Origin of the sequence: Mycobacterium sp. 360MFTsu5.1, from assembly GCF_000383495.1 — a bacterium.
Classification (GTDB): domain Bacteria; phylum Actinomycetota; class Actinomycetes; order Mycobacteriales; family Mycobacteriaceae; genus Mycobacterium; species Mycobacterium mucogenicum_B.
The window spans coordinates 13942-31700 of sequence record NZ_KB911466.1 but is presented as its reverse complement, the minus strand read 5'-3'; the positions used below and the strand labels follow the sequence as shown (position 1 = coordinate 31700).

Genomic DNA, 17759 nt, shown 5'->3' with positions numbered 1-17759 from the left:
CTGGGATGGAACTCCCGTTCTAGTGGGGAGCTGTGATGACGTTGCCCGGCAACGCGGTCTGCGGTCCCGGGGCCTTGACCGACGGGGAGAACGAGTTGCCACCCTTGGTGGGCCCGCCCTTCTCGCTCGGCGTCACCGGCGACGACGAGGCGGGTGCCGACGTCGTGGTGGTGGTGCTCGTGGTGGTGGTCGGCTCTTCCTTGGCCTTCTCGCCACAGGAAGACAGCAGGCCCATCGCGAGTCCGGCGGTCACGGCGAGGCCGGCCACCATCTTCTTGCGGGTCGAGTTCCGAACGGTGGTCATACCGATTCTCCTTTTGTCCATTCCGTTCGCCCCGACAGCCGTAGCTACGAAGAAACGGGCATCGCGATCGTAATGCCGATTCGCTATTCACAGCATACCGATCGGGCCATTTCATTGCTGGGACATCTGGCCCAACGCTGGGATTCCGTTACCGCTGGCAAATAATCGTTTTCGCAAGCCGTTACACGGGGAACGAGGTCCTCGTGAACACCGAACAACTCTTACGCCGTACCGCCGCCACCATCGGCATCGCTGCCGTCAGCAGCGCTGCCCTGATTGCCTGCTCACAGGCCAAGGAGATCGGATCCAACGCTACGTCGGCCGCCAGCTCCGGAGCCAGCGCGGGATCGTCCGCAGCCAGTTCTGCGGCCAGTTCCGCCTCGAGCGCCGTGTCGTCGGCGATCGCCGGCTCGCCGACGACCACGAACGTGCCGGGCGTGGGCGAAGTCACCCTCGACGGCCCCATCGCCGAGGCCTATCAGAAAGCCGGCGGCGAAGCTGCCCTCGGCCAGCCGACCGCCCAGCCGCAGAAGGTCGGTGACGGGACGGTGCAGGCGTTCGCGAAGGGCACCATCTTCTCCTCGCCGACGACCGGGACCCACCTGGTGCAGGGCGAGATCCTCCGCGAGTACACCGAGAAGGGGGGCGCCGCCGGCGAGCTGGGGTTCCCCACGACAGACGAGAGCCAGACCGCGGGCGGCCCGGACGCGCCCAAGGGTGGCTGGATCAGCGAGTTCCAGAAGGGCACCATCACTTGGCTGAACCAGGGTGACGGCACCTTCAAGGCCACCATCACGCCCAAGCAGTAGTCACTGCTCCTCGGCCAGCGCGGCGAGCCGCGCCAATGACGCCTGCAGCCAGTCGGGCGACGTCTGCCGGGCGCGGTTGAGCCGCTTCTCGTCGGTCAGTGCGGTCCAGTCGTAGGTGTGGGTGACGCGGGTGTGCCCGTCGTCGATGGGCTCGAGCTCCCAGCGCCACAGGTGCCCCGGCTGCGGCAGTCCCGGTTCGGACGGCTTCCACGCGATGCGCCGGCCCTCGTCGAATTCGACGACGTGGTTCTCCCGGATGGCGCCGACCGTCAGGCCCATGACGAAAACGTCCCCCACGGCGCGGACGCGTTGGCCGGCGGCCGCCTCCGCCAGGTTGTCGTTGCCGTCCCAGCGCGGCTGCTGTGCGGGGTCGGCGATCAGCTCGAAGATCCGCGCCGCCGGGGCGGCGATGTCACGGCTGGCGCTGACGATCCGAATTTCGTTGTCCACGAGTCGTATTCAACCGGACGGACCCGCTACGCGCGAGCGGTTACGTCGGCAGCCGCCGGTTGATCACCAGCGCGGAGATCACCGCACACGTCAGGGCGAACACGCCGAGGCGCAACCATGCGGTCCCACCGGGTCCGCGGATGATCTCGTAGCCGATCTGCTGCTGAATGGCGTCGTAGCTCTTGTTCAGGTCCTCGATCTTGGCGGCCGTGTACATCTGCCCGCCGGACAGCTCGGCGACCCGCTTCATCGTGGTGTCGTTGACCGGGACGTTGACGCTCTGGTTGTCGACCTTGATCTTGCCGCCCTTGGTCCCGAACGCGATGGTCGAGATCGGGGTGTCCGACTCCTTGGCGGTCCGCGCCGCGGTGTAGGCGCCGTGCGGGCTGTCCGGGTTGCCCGGCCGGTTCTCCGCGCCGTCGGACAGCAACACGATGCGTTTCGGCGGCTTGTCGGTGTTGCCACTGCCACCGAGCACGTCCGCCAGGGTCGAGATCGCGCGCAGGGCCGCGAAGATGCCGTCGCCCGTCGCGGTGCCGTCGTCGACGGTGAGGTGGTCCAGCGCGGTGATGGTCGCGTTGTGGTCGGGGGTCGGCGACACCAGCAGGTTGGTGTTGCCGGAGAACGTGACCAGACCCAGGTTCACCCCGGGGGTCAGCTTCTTCGCGAACTGCTTGGCGGCATCTTTCGCCGCGGCCAGCCGGCTCGGCGAGACATCGTCGGCCTCCATGGACCGCGACACGTCCATCACCAGCATGATCACCGCGCGGTTGCGCGGGGTCTTGATCTCGTGGGTGGGCGCGGCCAGCGCGACGGTCAGGGACAGCAGCGCGGCCACCGAGAACACCATCGGCAGGTGCCGCCAGCGGGTCGGCTGCAGCGGTACGACGTCGGTGCGCGGCTGGTCGCCGGCATAGCTGCGAAGGCGGGCGCTGCGGTTGCGCTGCGCCGCGAGATACGCGGCCACCAGCGCGATGGGCAGCAGTGCGGTCAGGAGCAACCAGGGGTGGGCGAAGCCCGACAATGACACCGATCCGATTCCCGGAAGACTCATCGGCGCCCCGTCGCGTTCGTCACCATAAGTGAAAAGTGTAGGAGTCGGTGCATTGCGCACCCGGTGGCGGGGCTGTGGCCTGCGAGAACCGTCGGACCACCGCAGTCACAGCCGCCCCGTAAGCTGGCCGGACCCTCTCCCGTCGCTACGCTCGCCCCCAACGGACCGCCCCCCGACGCCTGCCGGAGGCCCATGCTCACCGTTCTGTACGTACACGCGATCGCCACCGTGCTCGCTCCACTGTTGGTACGACGCTGGGGACGGCGGGCGTTTTATCCGCTGGCACTGGCGCCCGCGGGCTCACTGATCTGGCTGGCGTCGAACTGGCCCGGGACCGGCGAGCAGACGCTGCACATCGACTGGGTACCGCAGCTGTCCATGGACATCACGCTGCGGCTGGATTCCCTGGCGGCGATCATGTCGGTGCTGGTGCTGGGGGTCGGCACGCTGGTGCTCCTGTACTGCGCCGAGTACTTCCACCACGCCGACGGGCACACCGAGAAGCGGCTGCCCAGCTTCGCCGCCGAGCTGGTGGCGTTCTCGGGTGCCATGTTCGGGCTGGTCTGCAGCGACAACACACTGCTGCTGTATCTGTTCTGGGAGCTGACGACCGTCCTGTCGTTCCTGCTCGTCGGCCACTACGCCGAACGCGCCGCCAGCCGGCGCGCCGCCACCCAGGCCCTGCTGGTCACGACCTTCGGCGGCCTGGCGATGCTGACCGGCATCATCATGCTGGGCACCCTCGCCGGCACCTACCGGTTGTCGGACCTCGTCGCCAACGCGCCGACGGGCACCACCTCGTCCGTCGCCGTCGTGCTGGTGCTGATCGGCGCACTGTCCAAGTCGGCCATCGTGCCCATGCATTTCTGGCTGCCGGGCGCCATGGCGGCGCCGACGCCCGTCAGCGCCTATCTGCACGCCGCGGCCATGGTGAAGGCCGGCGTCTACCTCATCGCCCGCATGACACCCGGTTTCGCCGACCACCAGCCCTGGCGGCCGACGGTCGTCGCGCTGGGCCTGGCGACGCTGCTGCTGGCCGGTTGGCGCGCCGTGCGCGAGTACGACCTCAAGCTGATCCTGGCCTTCGGCACGGTGAGCCAGCTGGGGTTGATCACGGTGATGGTCGGGGCCGGCGGTGGCGATCTGATGCTGGCCGGCCTCGCCATGCTGTGCGCGCACGCCATGTTCAAGGCCGCGCTGTTCATGGTGGTCGGCATCATCGACCACGCCACCGGCACCCGCGATATCCGGAAGCTGGCCTGGCTCGGCCGACGCAGCCCCGTGTTGCTGGGCATCGCCGTCGCCGCGGCCGCCAGCATGGCCGGGCTGCCGCCGTTCCTCGGCTTCGTCGCGAAGGAAGCCGATTTCGAAACCCTCTGGCACAGCCCGACGTTGGGGGCCTCGGCGCCGTTCGTGCTGGCGACCGTGGCGTTCGGGTCGGTGTTCACCATGATCTACAGCCTGCGGTTCCTGTACGGGGCGTTCGCCCGCAAGGGCAGGGACGAGCCGACGGTTCGTGTCGCCGAGATGCACCGGCCCAGCGTCGGTTTCCTGGTGCCGCCGGGCATCCTGGCCGTCGTCGGCCTCGGGTTCGGGCTGCTGCCGAACGCACTGGACCACGCCATCGCCGACTACACCGCGACCATGCCGGGCAGCACCGGGTACCACCTGGCGCTGTGGCACGGCGTCAACATGCCGCTGCTGCTGTCAGCCGTGATCGTCGCGGCCGGCTCGGCGGCGTTCGTCCTGCGGCACCGCCTCGAGCGAATCCGGGTGCCCTATCTACCGCTCGGCAACGCCGACCGGATCTACGACGCGGCCATCCGCGGCGCGGACCGCTTCGCCGTGCGGCTGACGGCGTTCACCCAGCGCGGCTCGATCCCCACGACCCAGGCGATGATCCTGTCCACCCTCGCCCTGCTGCCCATCGCGGTGCTGCTCCTGGGCCCGCGGGACCAGCCCGATCTGAAGTTGTGGAACTCGCCGCTGCAGGTGGTCGTCGGCCTCATCGTGCTGGCGGCGGCGATCAGCGCGACGGTGATGCGAAACCGGTTGGCGGCCGTGCTGGTCGTCGGTGTCACCGGCTACGGCTGCGGCACGCTCTACATCTTCTACGGGGCTCCGGACCTGGCGTTGACCCAATTCCTGGTCGAGACACTGACTTTGGTGGTCTTCCTGCTGGTGCTGCGTACCCTGCCCGCCGAATCCGACGCCATCCACATGAAGCGGCACCGGCTCCCCCGCGCCCTGCTGGCCACCGCGGTCGGGACATCGGTGACGGCGCTGGCGGTCTACGCCATGGCAGCCCGGCACACCCGGCCGCTGGCCGAGCTGCTGCCCGACGCGGCGTACTACCGCGGACACGGCGCCAACACCGTCAACGTGCTGCTCGTGGACATCCGGGCCTGGGACACCCTCGGCGAAATCTCGGTGCTGCTGGTCGCCGCGACGGGTGTGGCGTCAATGGTGTTCCGGCACAGGCGTTTCGGATCGGCGCCGCGCGTGCCCAAGGATTTCCGGCCGACACCCGACATCACGTGGCTACGGGGCAGCGACCTACGCGATCCTCGGCACCGGTCCCTGGTGCTCGAAGTCGCGACCCGCATGATCTTCCCGCTCATCATGGTGCTGTCGGTGTACTTCTTCTTCGCCGGACACAACACGCCCGGCGGTGGTTTCGCCGGCGGGCTGACGGCCGGTCTGGCGCTGGTGCTGCGGTACCTGGCCGGCGGCCGTTACGAATTGGGCGAGACGCTGCCGCTGGACGCCGGGAAGATTCTGGGCGCCGGCCTGACCCTGTCCGCCGGGACGGCGACGGCCTCGCTGCTGCTGGGTGCGCCCGTGCTATCCAGCGCGGTGGTGAAATTCACGCTGCCCCTGCTGGGTTCGGTGAAGGTGGTGACGGCGCTGTTCTTCGACCTCGGCGTGTACCTCATCGTCGTGGGCCTGGTGCTGGACATCCTGCGCAGTCTCGGCGCGAAAGTCGACGAAGAGTTGTACGCACCACGTGAGGCGGCCGCCCGATGACGACCTATCTCGTACCGCTCGTGCTCATCGGCGGTCTCACCGGCACCGGGGTGTACCTGCTGCTGGAGCGCAACCTGACCCGAATGCTGTTGGGCCTGTTGCTGATCGGCAACGCGGTGAACCTGCTGATCCTGGTGATGGGTGGCGACTCCGGTAATCCGCCGGTGCGCGGCCGCACCAGCCACGGCCAGACGGGGATCGCCGATCCGCTGGCGCAGGGCATGGTCCTGACCTCCATCGTCATCACGATGGGTGTCGCCGCGTTCGTGCTGGCGCTGATCTACCGGGCCTACCGCCTGACCACGGTCGAAGAGGTGGGCAACGACCCCGAGGACAGCCGCCTGGTGCAGCTGTCGTCCACCGACGCCCCGGCGGTCGAAGAGGACCGGAGCGAGCCGGCCGTCGTCACCGACGCCGACGCCCCCGCCGAACTCGACGCACTGCCCGCCGACCCGGTGGAGCAGGCGTGACGACGGGTGCGGTGCTGGCGCCGCTGCCCGCCCTGATCCCGATCCTCGGTGCCGCCGCGACGTTGTTCGCGGGTCGCCGGCCCCGGCTGCAGCAGATCATCGCGCTCGTGGCGCTCGCCGCGATGACGGCGGTCTGCGCGGCGCTGGTCTACGTCGTCGACCACAGCGGTACCGTCGCCGTCCACGTCGGCGGCTGGGGCCAGACCGAACCCGGGATGGGACCGCTCGGCATCGTCCTTGTGGTCGATCGGCTCTCGGCCCTCATGCTCGTGGTGTCCGCGATCGTGCTGCTGGCGGTCGTCTGGTACGCCATCGGGCAGGGGATCCGCGACGGCGGTGACGAACAGCCGGTGTCGATCTTCCTGCCGACCTACCTGGTGCTGTCGGCGGGCGTGTGCATCGCGTTCCTCGCGGGCGATCTGTTCAACCTGTTCGTCGGCTTCGAGGTGCTGCTGGCCGCGAGCTTCGTGCTGCTGACCGTCGGCGCCAGCGAGGAGCGGGTCCGCGCCGGCATCGGCTACGTCATGGTGTCGATGGTGTCGTCGGTGATCTTCCTGATCGGCATCGCCCTGATCTACGCGGCCACCGGCACCCTGAACCTGGCCGAGCTGGCGAACCGGCTCGACGGCATCACGCCGGGCACCCGCGCCGCGCTGTTCGCGGTGCTGCTGGTGGCGTTCGGCATCAAGGCGGCGGTGTTCCCGCTGTCGGCGTGGCTGCCCGACTCCTACCCCACCGCACCGGCACCGGTCACCGCCGTGTTCGCCGGCCTGCTCACCAAAGTCGGTGTGTACGCGATCATCCGGGCCCACACCCTGCTGTTCCCGGGCGGCGCACTGGACGGCGTGCTGATGGTCGCGGCACTGCTGACCATGCTGATCGGCATCTTCGGCGCCATGGCCCAGAGCGACATCAAGCGGCTGCTGTCCTTCACCCTCGTCAGCCATATCGGTTACCTGGTGTTCGGCATCGCGGTGTCCAACCGGATCGGCATGGCCGGCGCCATCTACTACGTGGCCCACCACATCGTCGTGCAGACCACGCTCTTCCTCGTGGTGGGTCTGATCGAGCGGCAGGCCGGCGCCTCGACGCTGCAGCGCCTCGGCGGACTCGCGGCGGCCAGCCCGCTGCTGGCGTTCGTGTTCATCATCCCGGCCCTGAATCTCGGTGGCATTCCGCCGTTCTCGGGGTTCATCGGCAAGGTGGCGTTGCTGCAGGCGGGAGCGACGAGCGCGTCGGTCCTCGCGTGGGCACTGGTCGCCGGTTCGGTCGTCACCAGCCTGCTGACGCTGTACGTGATGGCGCGGGTGTGGACGCTCGCGTTCTGGCGCGCCCGCGCCGACGCACCGGAGGGCATGCTGTCCACGGCAGCCCCGGCCGGCCTGTTGGAACCGGTGGCGAACGTGGCGGTCGACGACCGGCCGGACGTCGGCCGGATGCCTGTCAGCATGCTGGCGCCGACCGCGGTGCTCATCGCGGTGGGGCTCGCCCTGACGGTGTTCGCGGGGCCCATCTTCGGGTTCGCGGAGCGCGCCGCCGACCAGGTCACCGACCGTGGCCAGTACATCTCGGTGGTGTTGACGCCATGAGGCAGTGGTTACCGCGCGTGGGCATCCTGGTCTGGCTGATGGCCGTGTGGATTCTGTTGTGGGGCAACATCTCCGCCGCCAACATCCTCGGCGGGCTCGCCGTCGGCCTGCTGATCACGGTGCTGCTGCCGTTGCCGCAGGTGCCGGTGGCGGGCCGGCTGCATCCGCTGTCGCTGGCGTGGCTGGTGCTCAAGGTCGCCTACTACCTGGTGCTGTCCTCGGTACAGGTCGCGTGGCTGGCGATCAGGCCCGGTCCCCCGCCACTGACCGCGGTGCTGCGGGCCCGGCTCGCCCTCAAGTCGGATCTCGTGCTCGCGATGGCGGTCAACGTCATCAATCTCATCCCCGGGTCGATCGTGCTGGAGATCGATCAGGCCCGCCGGATGATCTACGTCCACGTGCTCGACGTGGGGTCCGAACGTGCGGTGCAGCAGTTCTACCGCCAGATCGCGGAGGTGGAGCGGCTGATGATCGCCTCGTTCGAACGTGAATCCCATTGGCAGCCGGTGGAAGTGGACCCCGCATGAACGCCATCTGGATCATCGCCGCCGTGATGCTGGTCGCGGCCGCGGCCATCACGGTGTTCCGGCTGCTGGCCGGTCCCGGCACCCTGGACCGGCTGGTCGCGCTGGACACGTTCGTCGCCGTCACCATGTGCGGCATCGGCACCTGGGCGGCGTACAGCCTCGACACCACGGCGACCTACAGCTTGACGGCGCTGGCGCTGATCACGTTCGTGGGCTCGGTCAGCGTGGCCCGGTTCCGCGTCCGCGATACCGATACCGAAGCCGAGCCGCCACGATGAACATCTTCGATGCTGTCGCAGGTGCTTTGGTGCTCTTCGGTTCGGCACTGGCGCTGACCGCCGCCATCGGTGTCGTTCGCTTCCCCGACACCTTGACGCGGATGCACTCCGCCTCCAAACCCCAGGTGCTCGGACTGCTGCTGGTGCTGATCGGCGCCGCGCTGCGGCTGCGCGGGCAGGCCGACGTCGGCATGCTGATCCTGGCCGGCTTGTTCACCCTGATCACCGCGCCGGTGGTCGCCAACCGCGTGGGCCAGCTGGCTTATCGTGAGCAGAGTTTCCGCGACGACCTGCTGATCCGCGACGAATTGGACGACTATGGCGCGAACTGACGACGACTCCTGGGACATCACCGAGAGCGTGGGTGCCACCGCGCTGGGTGTGGCCGCCGCCCGGGCCGCCGAATCCCGTTCGGACAAGCCGTTGTTCGACGATCCGTGCGCGCAGATCTTCGTGGATGCGGCGGTCGCGCGCGGCTGGTCGTCGCCGTTCACCGCCGCCGATCCCGGCCCCGCGCAGGCTACGCGCATTCGCATGGTGTCGGCGTACGCCGCGGCCCGCACCAAGTGGTTCGACGAGTTCTTCGCTTCGGCCGGCGCCGACGGCATCCGCCAGGTGGTGATCCTGGCCGCGGGACTGGACGCACGGGCCTGGCGACTGTCCTGGCCCGACGGCACCGTGGTTTTCGAGATCGACCAGCCGAAAGTGTTGGCGTTCAAGGAGGAAACCCTGGCGGCCCACGGCATTCAACCGGTCGCCCGGCACGTCGCGGTCCCGGTCGATCTCCGGCAGGATTGGCCAGAAGCCTTGCGGCAGAACGGCTTCAACCCCAGCGAGCCGACGGCCTGGCTCGCCGAGGGGCTGCTGCCGTACCTGCCCGCCGAGGCCCAGGATCTGTTGTTCGCGAGACTGCACGAGCTCAGCGCGCCGGGCAGTCGGGCCGCGGTGGAAGGCTTCGGCACGGACTATTTCAGCGACGAGAACCAGCGCATCCGCAAAGCCCGGATGGATGCGATCCGCGAGGAGGCCGCCAAGGCCGGTCAGCAGGTCACCGATGTCTCCGAGCTGTTCTACATCGAGCCGCGCGAAGACGTCGCCGATTGGCTGACGCGCCACGGCTGGCAGACCACGGTCGAGACCTCCGCCGAGGTCACCGCCCGCTACAAGCCCGAACTCGCGAGCGAGATGCCGGACATCGGTAGCGAGTTCGTCGACGCCAAGCTCAGTTGAACTTGATCTTCACCTGCTCGCCGCTGACGTCCGCGGTGGTGCCGGTGACGTACGAGGTCACCGTGCCACGCGTGGTCCCGCCGCGGCGGCCCTGGCCGCTGACCTCGTAGTGCACCTCGCCGGAAATCCGTACTTCCATGCGGTATTCGTCCAGATCGCCGATCTTGACGGCGCTCATGTCGGGCTGGCTCCAGGTCACGGTGCCGTCGACCAGTTCCCGGTCGCTGATCTTCACCGGGCAGGGTGCCGGTGGGACGAGTGAACGCGACGACGAGCAGCTGCCGTACGCCGCGTCCAGCAGCTTGGCGATGGTCTTGGTGCCGGAATCGTTGAGCGCGAACTTCGGCTGCAGGTAGGCGCTCGCCGAATATCCCTCAATGGCGTCGAGCAGCAACGGCTTGCTGTTGGTGACCGTCACGTACGGACTGGTGCTGCCGAGTTCCAGGAAGCCGGGAAACACGTAGATCGCCGATTCCTCGCCGATCTCCTTGCCGAACACCGTCATCGTCTTGTCTGCGGCATTGTTGGAGCTGCTCAACGACGACAGGTCGACCTTGACGGCGGCGTGGGCCAGCTGCCACTTGCCGCCTTCCTTCTTGACGTGGATCGTGGCGTCGGAGTTCTTGTCGCCGAACTTGGCTGCCACGTGGACGTCGGCGCGGCCGATCGACTCCATGGTCTTGTCTTCGTTCAGGATGCGGATGTCACTGATCGGCCATTCGGCAGTCTGTTTCTTCAGCACGTCGCTCGAGAGGAACTCCTTCGACGCCGGTTGGTCGTTGCTGAAGGACAGTGCCATGTCGGCGTTACCGTTCGACAGCGCTTCCAGGTAGCCCTTGACGACCTCGCTGGCGGAACTCGAGCCACCGCTGTCGCCCGAGCCGAATGAGTCGTAGACGTAGTAGATGCCACCACCGAGCACGACGAGCACCACGACGATGGCGGCGATGATCAGCGGCACCTTGTTCTTCTTCGGCGGGGTGACGAACGGCTGCGCGCCGTAGCCACCGGCCGGCGCTCCCGGCCACCCCTGGCCGGCACCTGGTGCTGTCTGCGGGGTCCCCCACCCCTGCGGCGCCCCGGTTGGTGCGCTCGGCGCCTGGCCCCAGCCGCCGGTCTGCGGCGCGGCGGGCTGGCCCCATGCTGGTGTCTGCGCCTGGCCTGCGGGCGGCTGACTCAACGGCGGCGGCGTCTGCGGGGGCCATCCGGGCGCGGCCGGTGGGGTGGTCTGGTGAATCGCCGTCTCTTCTTCGTCGGACGACCTGCCCGCGCCCCCACCTGGGTTGGGACCGTTGTAACCGCTCCCCTGCCAACCCGTCATCGTGAACCCTCCCCGTAGCACAACATGCTGTGTCCAGGATAAGCGGTGCCGCACCACCCTGCCTGCACGGAACTGCCCGTACTAGTCCTCGGACAGCTGGAATTCCACCATCGCCTTGAGGCTCTCGACCGCTTCCTCGAGCGCGTCCAGCCGGGCCGCGGCATTCGGCGCAGCCAGCACCGAATACTTGTCGGCCTGGCCGATCGGCAGTAACGCGGCCAGCGCGTACAGCCGTTGTCCCACGTCGGGTTTGACGGTTCGCGCCAGGATCGAGTCCCGGTCCCGCAGGCGCGCGCCCTGAGCCGACGCGATGCGTTCGAACACTGCGATGATCCGGTCCTCGACCGCCACGATGGACGCCTCCGTGACCACGGGCCCCGGCTCGTCGGGCCACCGCTCGATCTCGGCCCGCGGGTACGGATCGTCGTTGTGCCACTGCACGATTCGGATGCGGTCGGTCACGCTGCAGCTCAGCATGTACCGACCGACGCCCTGCGGCTGGCACCGGTCGATGCGGGCGAGCGCGCCGACCGAGCACCGGGCGTCGCCGCCGCCGACCTCGCGGCCGGCCGAGATCAGCACCACGCCGAACACCTGCTCCGCGGCGGCCATGCAGTCCCGCACCAGTTCGCCGTACCGCGGCTCGAAGATGCGCAGCGGCAGTTCGTCGCCGGGCAGTAGCGCGGATTCCAGCGGGAACATCGGCGTGATGGGCACGGCTACAACTCCAGCTCCGAGACCAGCGCGTCGACGACCTGCAGCAGGTCCCCGTCGGTTTCCTCGGCGACCCGGCGCTGCCGTTGATAGGAGCCGCCGAGGGTGTAGATATCGGCGACCCGGGCCAGCTCGTCGGCGCAATTCAGCGATGCCGCAACGGGTTCCAGCCGGTTCAGCAGGTCGTCGAGATCTTCGGTGACCAGCCGCTCGTTGCTGTCGGCATCCAGGATGATCTCGGCGTCCAGGCCGTAACGCGCTGCGCGCCACTTGTTTTCCTGCACATGCCAGGGCGGCATGGTCGGCAGCTGCTCACCGGCGTCCAGTCGGCGGTCCAGGTCGACGATCAGGCAGTGTGTCAGCGCAACCAGCGCACCGAGTTCGGCGATGTTCGACACGCCGTCGAAAATCCGGACCTCGATCGTGCCGAGATGCGGCGACGGCCGGATGTCCCAACGGATTTCGTTCATGTGGTCGATGATGCCGGTCTTGCGCTGGTCGTAGACGAAGCGCTCGAAGTGCGACCACTTCTGGAAGTGGAACGGCAGACCCGCGGTCGGCAGTTGCTGGAACATCATGGCCCGGTTGCTGGCGTAGCCGGTGTCCTCACCGTCCCAGTACGGCGACGACGCCGACAGCGCCAGCAGATGCGGGTACTGGTTGAGCAGCGACGTGATGATCGGCATCACCTTGTGCGCCGACGAGATCCCGACGTGCACGTGCACGCCCCAGATCAGCATCTGGCGGCCCCACCACTGGGTCCGTTTGATCAGCTCGGCGTAGCGCTGGCCTTCGGTGAGCTGCTGGCTCTCCCACTCCGCGAACGGGTGGGTGCCGGCGCAGAACAGCTCCATGCCGCGGTCGCGCACGATCCGGCGTACCGGGCCGAGCGTGGACCGCAGATCGTCCATGGCCTCGCCGACGGTGTCGCACACGCCGGTGACGACCTCAACGGTGTTGCGCAGCAATTCCTTGTGCACATGCGGCGTCTCGCCGATCTCGGCGATGACCGCGGCGGCCTCGTTGCTGAGGTCACGCGTGCGGGCATCGACGAGGGCGAACTCCCATTCGACGCCGAGGGTCGGCCGAGGCGACCCGGCGAAATCGATTCGCGGTGGGGTGTGGCTGTCCGCGCTACCCGGCAGCGATGACACCGCACGCCACGCGCTTGCCGGAGTCACCGGTGTTCATCGAAGCCTCGTCCGCACCCGGAGCGGCGCCCTGGATCTGCTGGTACCGGTCAGCCGGGATGTTGCCGAAGTTGTCGGCCTTCTCGTGGATGATCAGCGCGGTCTTGTTGCCGGCGAGCAGCTGCTCGGCGGTGAAGGCGTCGGTGGTGGTCACCAGCGAGCCGGTGCCGTCGGCCTTGACCTGCAGGGAGGCGAGGTCGCCACTCATCGGGTAGCCGGTGTGGCCCGGAGCCTGGAAGTGTCCACCGGCGGACAGGAAGTCGCCGGGGGCGCCACCGGCAGGCGCGACCGAGTTCGGCTCACACTTGCCGGCCGAGTGGATGTGCAGGCCGTGGAATCCGGGGGTCAGCACGCCGCCGGAGGTGGTCTTGACCGTCAGCGTGGCGAAGCCACCGTTGAACAGGAACTCGGCGGTCGCGACCGTGGTGCCCTCGGGGGTCTTCAGCTCGGTGACCAGCTTCTCGCCGATCGGGGCGGCCTGCGGGGCCGCCTTCTCGCCGGCCTTTTCACCGTGGCCCTGCGGGGCGTGCTCGACGCCGGTCCACACCGCGGGGGTGGTGCCGGGCACGGACGAGGGGACCTGTCCGGGAGGGGCACATGCAGCGACGACAGGAGCGATGACCGCAGCGGCGGCAAGGAAGCGAATCGGGGCTGAGATCGGCATGCCGGAGAGCCTAACCGGTCACCAGAACGATCACGCCTGGTCCCTTGTCATTGAGCGCCGGGATGCGTGGTTCGACGGGTGCGTCGAGGATTTTGCCGACCGCTTCGGCGGCCTCCTTCTCCCCTGCGGCGTCACCGAAATACACGGTCGTCGCGGGCGGCGGGGCGTCCACGCTGAGGTTGTCGGTCTCGGTGACGTTCCACTGCGCCTCGTGCAGCTTGTCAGCGACGCCCTTCGCAGCGCCGGCAACCTCGGAGATGTTGAAGACCTTGACGTCGGCCTTGGCCGGCGCGGGCGTCGTCGACGTCGTGGTGGCCGTGGCCGATGTCGCGCTGGCGGAGCTGCTCGACGAGTTCGAGTCGGAGCTGCTGTCCGAACTCAGCGACTGGAACGCCACCAGCAGGAACACGACACCAAGGAACAACAGCACCATGACCATGGCGCGCAGGGGCAGTCCGGAGGACTCTCGCTGATTCATTGCTCCCCACCTTATCGAGGCAGACCCTCAGGGCAGAAAAGCTAGGTGATTTCGAAACCGAGACGACGCGCGGCCTTGGCCTTCTGTCGGCTGGCCCGCTGCCGGCGCAGTCGCTTGACCAGCATCGGGTCCGCGGCCAGCGCCTCAGGCCGGTCGACCAGTGCGTTGAGCACCTGGTAGTACCGGGTCGCCGACATCGAGAACAGTTCCTTGATGGCGTCCTCTTTGGAACCCGCGAATTTCCACCACTGACGTTCGAAACCAAGAATGTCGTGTTCGCGGCGGGTCAACCCGTCGGCGAGCTCAGAGTCGTCCCCGGATCGCTCAGTACGCGCCATAGCGCCGTCCATTTCGCCCCTGGACCCTTTCTCTGATCTCGGTATATGCCAGCCTGTTTCGTGCGTCACAACGGATCTGGGACGCAGCAAGTGGTTCGGCGAACATTCAACCATGACCGACGGTATTGAGCCGTGATCGTTACCCGCGAGTCGGGTCACTAAGATTGCTCGTCATGGCTGTCCGTCCAATCTGCATCGTCGGTGACCCTGTCCTGCACACCGCGACCACTCCGGTGGCCGTCGGCGCCGACGGGTCGCTTCCTTCCGATCTCGCCGAGCTGATCGACGACATGTACGAAACGATGGACAAGGCCAACGGCGTGGGCCTGGCTGCAAACCAGATCGGCGTCGGGCTGCGGTTGTTCGTCTACGACTGCGCCGACGACCGCGGCCAGACCGCGCGGCGTCGCGGCGTGGTGATCAACCCGGTCCTCGAGACGTCGGAAATCCCCGAGACCATGCCCGACCCGGACTACGACGACGAGGGCTGCCTGTCGGTTCCCGGTGAGTCGTTCCCGACCGGCCGCGCCACGTGGGCGAAGGTCACCGGCCTGGACGCCGACGGCAAGCCGGTCGAGCTGGAAGGCACCGGCCTGTTCGCCCGCATGCTGCAGCACGAGACCGGCCACCTCGACGGCTTCCTGTACCTCGACTGCCTGATCGGCCGCAACGCGCGGGCCGCCAAGCGGATGATCAAGTCGAACAAGTGGGGCGTGCCGGGGCTGAGCTGGATGCCGGGCGAGGTCGACGACCCGTTCGGGCACTGATGCCCTCGGTCGGTAGCCGCGTCTCGTTGCGCTACCGGTTGGCCGAACCGGAGGCCGGTCCCGGGTCTGAGGCCGTCACCGACGTCGTCGGTCACCTCGAGGCACTCACCCCGGTCGTCGTCGTACGCACCAAATCGGGTGAGCGCGTCGAGATCAGCCCCGCCGCGGTGATGTCGGTGCGCGAGCTGTCCCATGCCCCGGTGCGCAATTCAGAGATACGCGCGGTCGAACATGCCGCCGCGCTGGCCTGGCCGGGTACCGAGCAGCTCTGGGTCGACGGCTGGCTGCTGCGAGCCGGCGGCACCGATATGCGAACCAACTCGGCTGTGCCGCTGCTCTTTTCGTCAGACTTGACGGCCCTGCCGGCGATCGCCGACTGGTACGCCGCACGCGGACTACAACCGTGGGTGGCGCTGCCGGAGCGGCTGCTGCCGGTCCGTTCCGAGGGCGTCGAGCCCAATCGCGTTCTGACCGTTGAATTGCCGGGCGGCGCGGCTGCCGAACTGCCCGCGCGCCCCGATGCCCGGTGGCGGCAGATTCACGCGCAGGACGTGCCTGTCGAGGTCCTCACTGCCGTCGTCGACGGCGACGTGGCGTTCGCCACGGTGGCCGACGCGGCGGTCGGGCGCGTCGCCGTGACCACAGCACCCGACGGCAGGGTGTGGGCCGGGTTGTCGGACATCGCCGTGCTCGAGTCGGAACGCCGGCGCGGACTGGGCCGCGCCGTCTGCGCCGAGCTGATGTCCTGGGCCGCCGGCCGCGGTGCGACGCACGCCTACATACGGGTTCCCGACGACAACGCGCCGGCGATCGCGCTGGCCGAATCGATCGGTTTCCGGTTGCATCACCGGTCGCGGTACGTGCTCCTGTAACGCCGAAGACCACGGTTTCTCGCGCGACATCGTCGGCGCCCGGGAAACCGTGGCCTCGGCAGGTACCGGCTAGGCTGCGTCAGCCCCGCTGTGGTCCGAACCACCCTGGCCTGCAGTCGATTTCGCCGGGGCCGGCTTCTTCACGGGCTTCGGCTTCTCGGCCTTCGGCTTCGTCGGCTTCTTCTCGGGCTTCTTCGTCTCGGACTTGGTCGAGTCGAACTTCGTCGAATCCGGCTTGGTCGAATCCGGCTTGGTCGTATCCGGCTTGGCATCGTCCGACTTCTGGTTGTCAGCCTTCGTCGGGGTGGCGGGTGTCGCCGGAGTGGCGGGCGTCGCCGGAGTAGCCGGGGTCGCCGGAGTAGCCGGGGTCGCCGGAGTAGCCGGGGTCGCCGGCGTCTCGGCGGTGGCCGGCGTAGCAGGCGTAGCCGGAATAGCGGGCGTCGTCTCCGACTTGGCCGGCGCAGCAGGCTTCGCGGGCGTCTCCGATGCCTCGGAGACGGTCGTCTTCACCGGTGTCACGGCCAGCGCGGGCTGCGGGATCGAGGTGATCGAGTTGTCCGTGGCGGCCTTGGTCACCGATACCTGCGTCGCAGCAGCCGGATCGACAGCAGCCTTGGGGGCCAACGGATTACCGGTGCCACTCCAGCCGATTGCCTTGGCGAGGATGCGGCCGAGCGACACCATGGCGCCGATGGGCCCGATGCCCAGACCGTCGATCTGCAGGTCCGTCCCGATGATGTCGGCGTAGACGGTCTGCCCGAGTGAGTTCAGGATCGAGCCACCCAGGCCCTTCTGGTCCCAGCCAGTCGATCCGGCGGTGAACAGTCCACCGAACTGGATGTTGAGCGCCTTGACGACGGCATTGTCACTCAGGGGAATGGTCTTGTTGATCAGCTTGGCCACGAGGTCCAGGTTGAGGTTGGCGCCGTTGAGGACGCCGTTGACCATGGCAGCCGGGATGTTGATCGCGGTCTGCAGCGCTTTCGCCGCGTCGCCTTGCGACAGGGACGCGCCGATGCTGGTGAGACTGTTCGCCAGTGCCACCGCCGGGCTGATCGCGGGTCCTGCCAGGCCGATCAGGACCCCGCTCAGCGGCGATGCCAGAAAGTTGAACACTTCCTGCACGACCCGGTTGGCCACGGCGTTCGAGGCCGTCGGAAGCAGCTTCGGAATCACCTGAAGCAGGATGAAGTGGAAACCATCGTTCGAGTCGACGGACTGCGAGTTGTTGCCGGGGTCGGTGCCAAGCAGCGTCGCGGCGGTGATCGCCGACTGCACGTTGTGCCCGATCTGGCCCAAAACCGTGCCGATGTTGCCGGGGTTCTTCAGCACCTCGCCGACGTGGTTGATCTGGTTGACCAGGAACTGCTGCAGCAGTACCGCCGGGGCCTCGGAGATGGCGTCACCGAGGCGTCCCGCATTCGCCGCGGCGGTCTTGAACGCGTCCTGCCACGGCTGCAGCGGGTTGTATGCCGCGGTCAACTGCACCGCAGCGGTGCTGACCGACGGCAGCGCCGGCAGGTGAGTGGCGGCAGGTGCCTGCACCAGCAATGGGCCGGCCACGATGGCCGCCGTGGTCGCTGCGCAGATACCCGCCCTGGTATGACGACGGACTGCTGAATCCATGAGAACGACTCCCTCTTTCCGAGTTGATTGGGATTGATGTGGGCAGGACGA

General features: G+C 68.1%; 20 protein-coding genes. 10 read left to right on the top strand and 10 right to left on the bottom strand.

What is annotated here, in order from left to right; translation table 11 throughout:
* Nucleotides 1-19: 19 nt before the first annotated feature.
* Nucleotides 20-304 (bottom strand): hypothetical protein, encoded by a 285-nt coding sequence (locus tag H289_RS0112355; RefSeq protein WP_020101110.1) that lies wholly within the window; start codon nucleotides 302-304, stop codon nucleotides 20-22.
* A gap of 203 nt (nucleotides 305-507) precedes the next feature.
* On the opposite strand from H289_RS0112355, the gene H289_RS34005 reads away from it, so the two are divergent.
* A complete protein-coding gene (locus H289_RS34005; protein ID WP_020101109.1) occupies nucleotides 508-1113 on the top strand; it encodes an LGFP repeat-containing protein in 606 nt (201 codons plus the stop codon).
* On the opposite strand, the gene H289_RS0112345 is transcribed toward H289_RS34005, so the two are convergent.
* Complete coding sequence (locus H289_RS0112345) at nucleotides 1114-1563, bottom strand: SRPBCC family protein (RefSeq protein ID WP_020101108.1); 450 nt, start codon at nucleotides 1561-1563, stop codon at nucleotides 1114-1116.
* A 40-nt stretch (nucleotides 1564-1603) separates the two neighbouring features.
* Nucleotides 1604-2617 carry a VWA domain-containing protein gene (locus H289_RS0112340; RefSeq protein WP_036420481.1) on the bottom strand — a complete coding sequence of 338 codons (1014 nt, stop codon included), beginning with the start codon at nucleotides 2615-2617 and terminating at the stop codon, nucleotides 1604-1606.
* A 192-nt stretch (nucleotides 2618-2809) separates the two neighbouring features.
* On the opposite strand from H289_RS0112340, the gene H289_RS0112335 reads away from it, so the two are divergent.
* From H289_RS0112335 to H289_RS0112305, 7 genes are read left to right on the top strand one after another with little or no spacing between them, the layout of a single operon-like run.
* Nucleotides 2810-5644 (top strand): Na+/H+ antiporter subunit A, encoded by a 2835-nt coding sequence (locus H289_RS0112335; protein WP_020101106.1) that lies wholly within the window; start codon nucleotides 2810-2812, stop codon nucleotides 5642-5644.
* On the top strand, nucleotides 5641-6114 hold the full coding sequence (locus H289_RS0112330) for a Na(+)/H(+) antiporter subunit C (RefSeq protein WP_020101105.1): 474 nt from the start codon (nucleotides 5641-5643) through the stop codon (nucleotides 6112-6114). Before H289_RS0112335 ends, H289_RS0112330 begins: the two co-directional genes overlap by 4 nt.
* Complete coding sequence (locus H289_RS0112325) at nucleotides 6111-7703, top strand: Na+/H+ antiporter subunit D (protein ID WP_020101104.1); 1593 nt, start codon at nucleotides 6111-6113, stop codon at nucleotides 7701-7703. Before H289_RS0112330 ends, H289_RS0112325 begins: the two co-directional genes overlap by 4 nt.
* Nucleotides 7700-8230, top strand: a complete 531-nt coding sequence (locus H289_RS0112320; protein WP_029105139.1) for a Na+/H+ antiporter subunit E — start codon at nucleotides 7700-7702, stop codon at nucleotides 8228-8230. The genes H289_RS0112325 and H289_RS0112320 overlap by 4 nt, the downstream gene beginning before the upstream one ends.
* Nucleotides 8227-8508 carry a monovalent cation/H+ antiporter complex subunit F gene (locus H289_RS0112315; RefSeq protein ID WP_020101102.1) on the top strand — a complete coding sequence of 94 codons (282 nt, stop codon included), beginning with the start codon at nucleotides 8227-8229 and terminating at the stop codon, nucleotides 8506-8508. Before H289_RS0112320 ends, H289_RS0112315 begins: the two co-directional genes overlap by 4 nt.
* Entirely contained in the window at nucleotides 8505-8840 is a 336-nt protein-coding gene (gene mnhG, locus H289_RS0112310) for a monovalent cation/H(+) antiporter subunit G (RefSeq protein ID WP_020101101.1), read from the top strand. The genes H289_RS0112315 and mnhG overlap by 4 nt, the downstream gene beginning before the upstream one ends.
* Nucleotides 8827-9738, top strand: a complete 912-nt coding sequence (locus H289_RS0112305; protein WP_020101100.1) for a class I SAM-dependent methyltransferase — start codon at nucleotides 8827-8829, stop codon at nucleotides 9736-9738. Before mnhG ends, H289_RS0112305 begins: the two co-directional genes overlap by 14 nt.
* On the opposite strand, the gene H289_RS30405 is transcribed toward H289_RS0112305, so the two are convergent.
* From H289_RS30405 to napA, 6 genes are all read right to left on the bottom strand, one after another.
* On the bottom strand, nucleotides 9731-11059 hold the full coding sequence (locus H289_RS30405) for a DUF4878 domain-containing protein (protein WP_081633394.1): 1329 nt from the start codon (nucleotides 11057-11059) through the stop codon (nucleotides 9731-9733). The genes H289_RS0112305 and H289_RS30405 overlap by 8 nt on opposite strands.
* Nucleotides 11060-11140: 81 nt before the next feature.
* Nucleotides 11141-11776: an LON peptidase substrate-binding domain-containing protein gene (locus tag H289_RS0112295; protein ID WP_020101098.1), complete on the bottom strand. Its 636-nt coding sequence runs from the start codon at nucleotides 11774-11776 to the stop codon at nucleotides 11141-11143.
* 2 nt (nucleotides 11777-11778) lie between these two features.
* On the bottom strand, nucleotides 11779-12927 hold the full coding sequence (locus tag H289_RS0112290; protein WP_020101097.1) for a glutamate--cysteine ligase: 1149 nt from the start codon (nucleotides 12925-12927) through the stop codon (nucleotides 11779-11781).
* A complete protein-coding gene (gene sodC, locus H289_RS0112285) occupies nucleotides 12908-13627 on the bottom strand; it encodes a superoxide dismutase[Cu-Zn] (RefSeq protein WP_029105137.1) in 720 nt (239 codons plus the stop codon). The genes H289_RS0112290 and sodC overlap by 20 nt, the downstream gene beginning before the upstream one ends.
* Before the next feature lie 10 nt (nucleotides 13628-13637).
* The gene (locus H289_RS0112280; RefSeq protein ID WP_020101095.1) at nucleotides 13638-14105 is read right to left on the bottom strand and encodes a LytR C-terminal domain-containing protein; all 468 of its coding nucleotides are present in this window, start codon (nucleotides 14103-14105) and stop codon (nucleotides 13638-13640) included.
* Nucleotides 14106-14146: 41 nt separating this feature from the next.
* On the bottom strand, nucleotides 14147-14455 hold the full coding sequence (napA, locus tag H289_RS0112275; RefSeq protein WP_029105136.1) for a nucleoid-associated protein NapA: 309 nt from the start codon (nucleotides 14453-14455) through the stop codon (nucleotides 14147-14149).
* 161 nt (nucleotides 14456-14616) lie between these two features.
* Between napA and H289_RS0112270 the strand changes: the two genes are divergently transcribed.
* Complete coding sequence (locus tag H289_RS0112270) at nucleotides 14617-15210, top strand: peptide deformylase (RefSeq protein ID WP_020101093.1); 594 nt, start codon at nucleotides 14617-14619, stop codon at nucleotides 15208-15210.
* Nucleotides 15210-16082: an N-acetylglutamate synthase, CG3035 family gene (locus H289_RS0112265; protein WP_020101092.1), complete on the top strand. Its 873-nt coding sequence runs from the start codon at nucleotides 15210-15212 to the stop codon at nucleotides 16080-16082. The genes H289_RS0112270 and H289_RS0112265 overlap by 1 nt, the downstream gene beginning before the upstream one ends.
* A 69-nt stretch (nucleotides 16083-16151) precedes the next feature.
* Here H289_RS0112265 and gjpA read toward each other — a convergent pair whose 3' ends face one another.
* Nucleotides 16152-17708, bottom strand: a complete 1557-nt coding sequence (gene gjpA, locus H289_RS0112260) for an outer membrane porin GjpA (RefSeq protein WP_081633393.1) — start codon at nucleotides 17706-17708, stop codon at nucleotides 16152-16154.
* Nucleotides 17709-17759 lie beyond the last annotated feature (51 nt).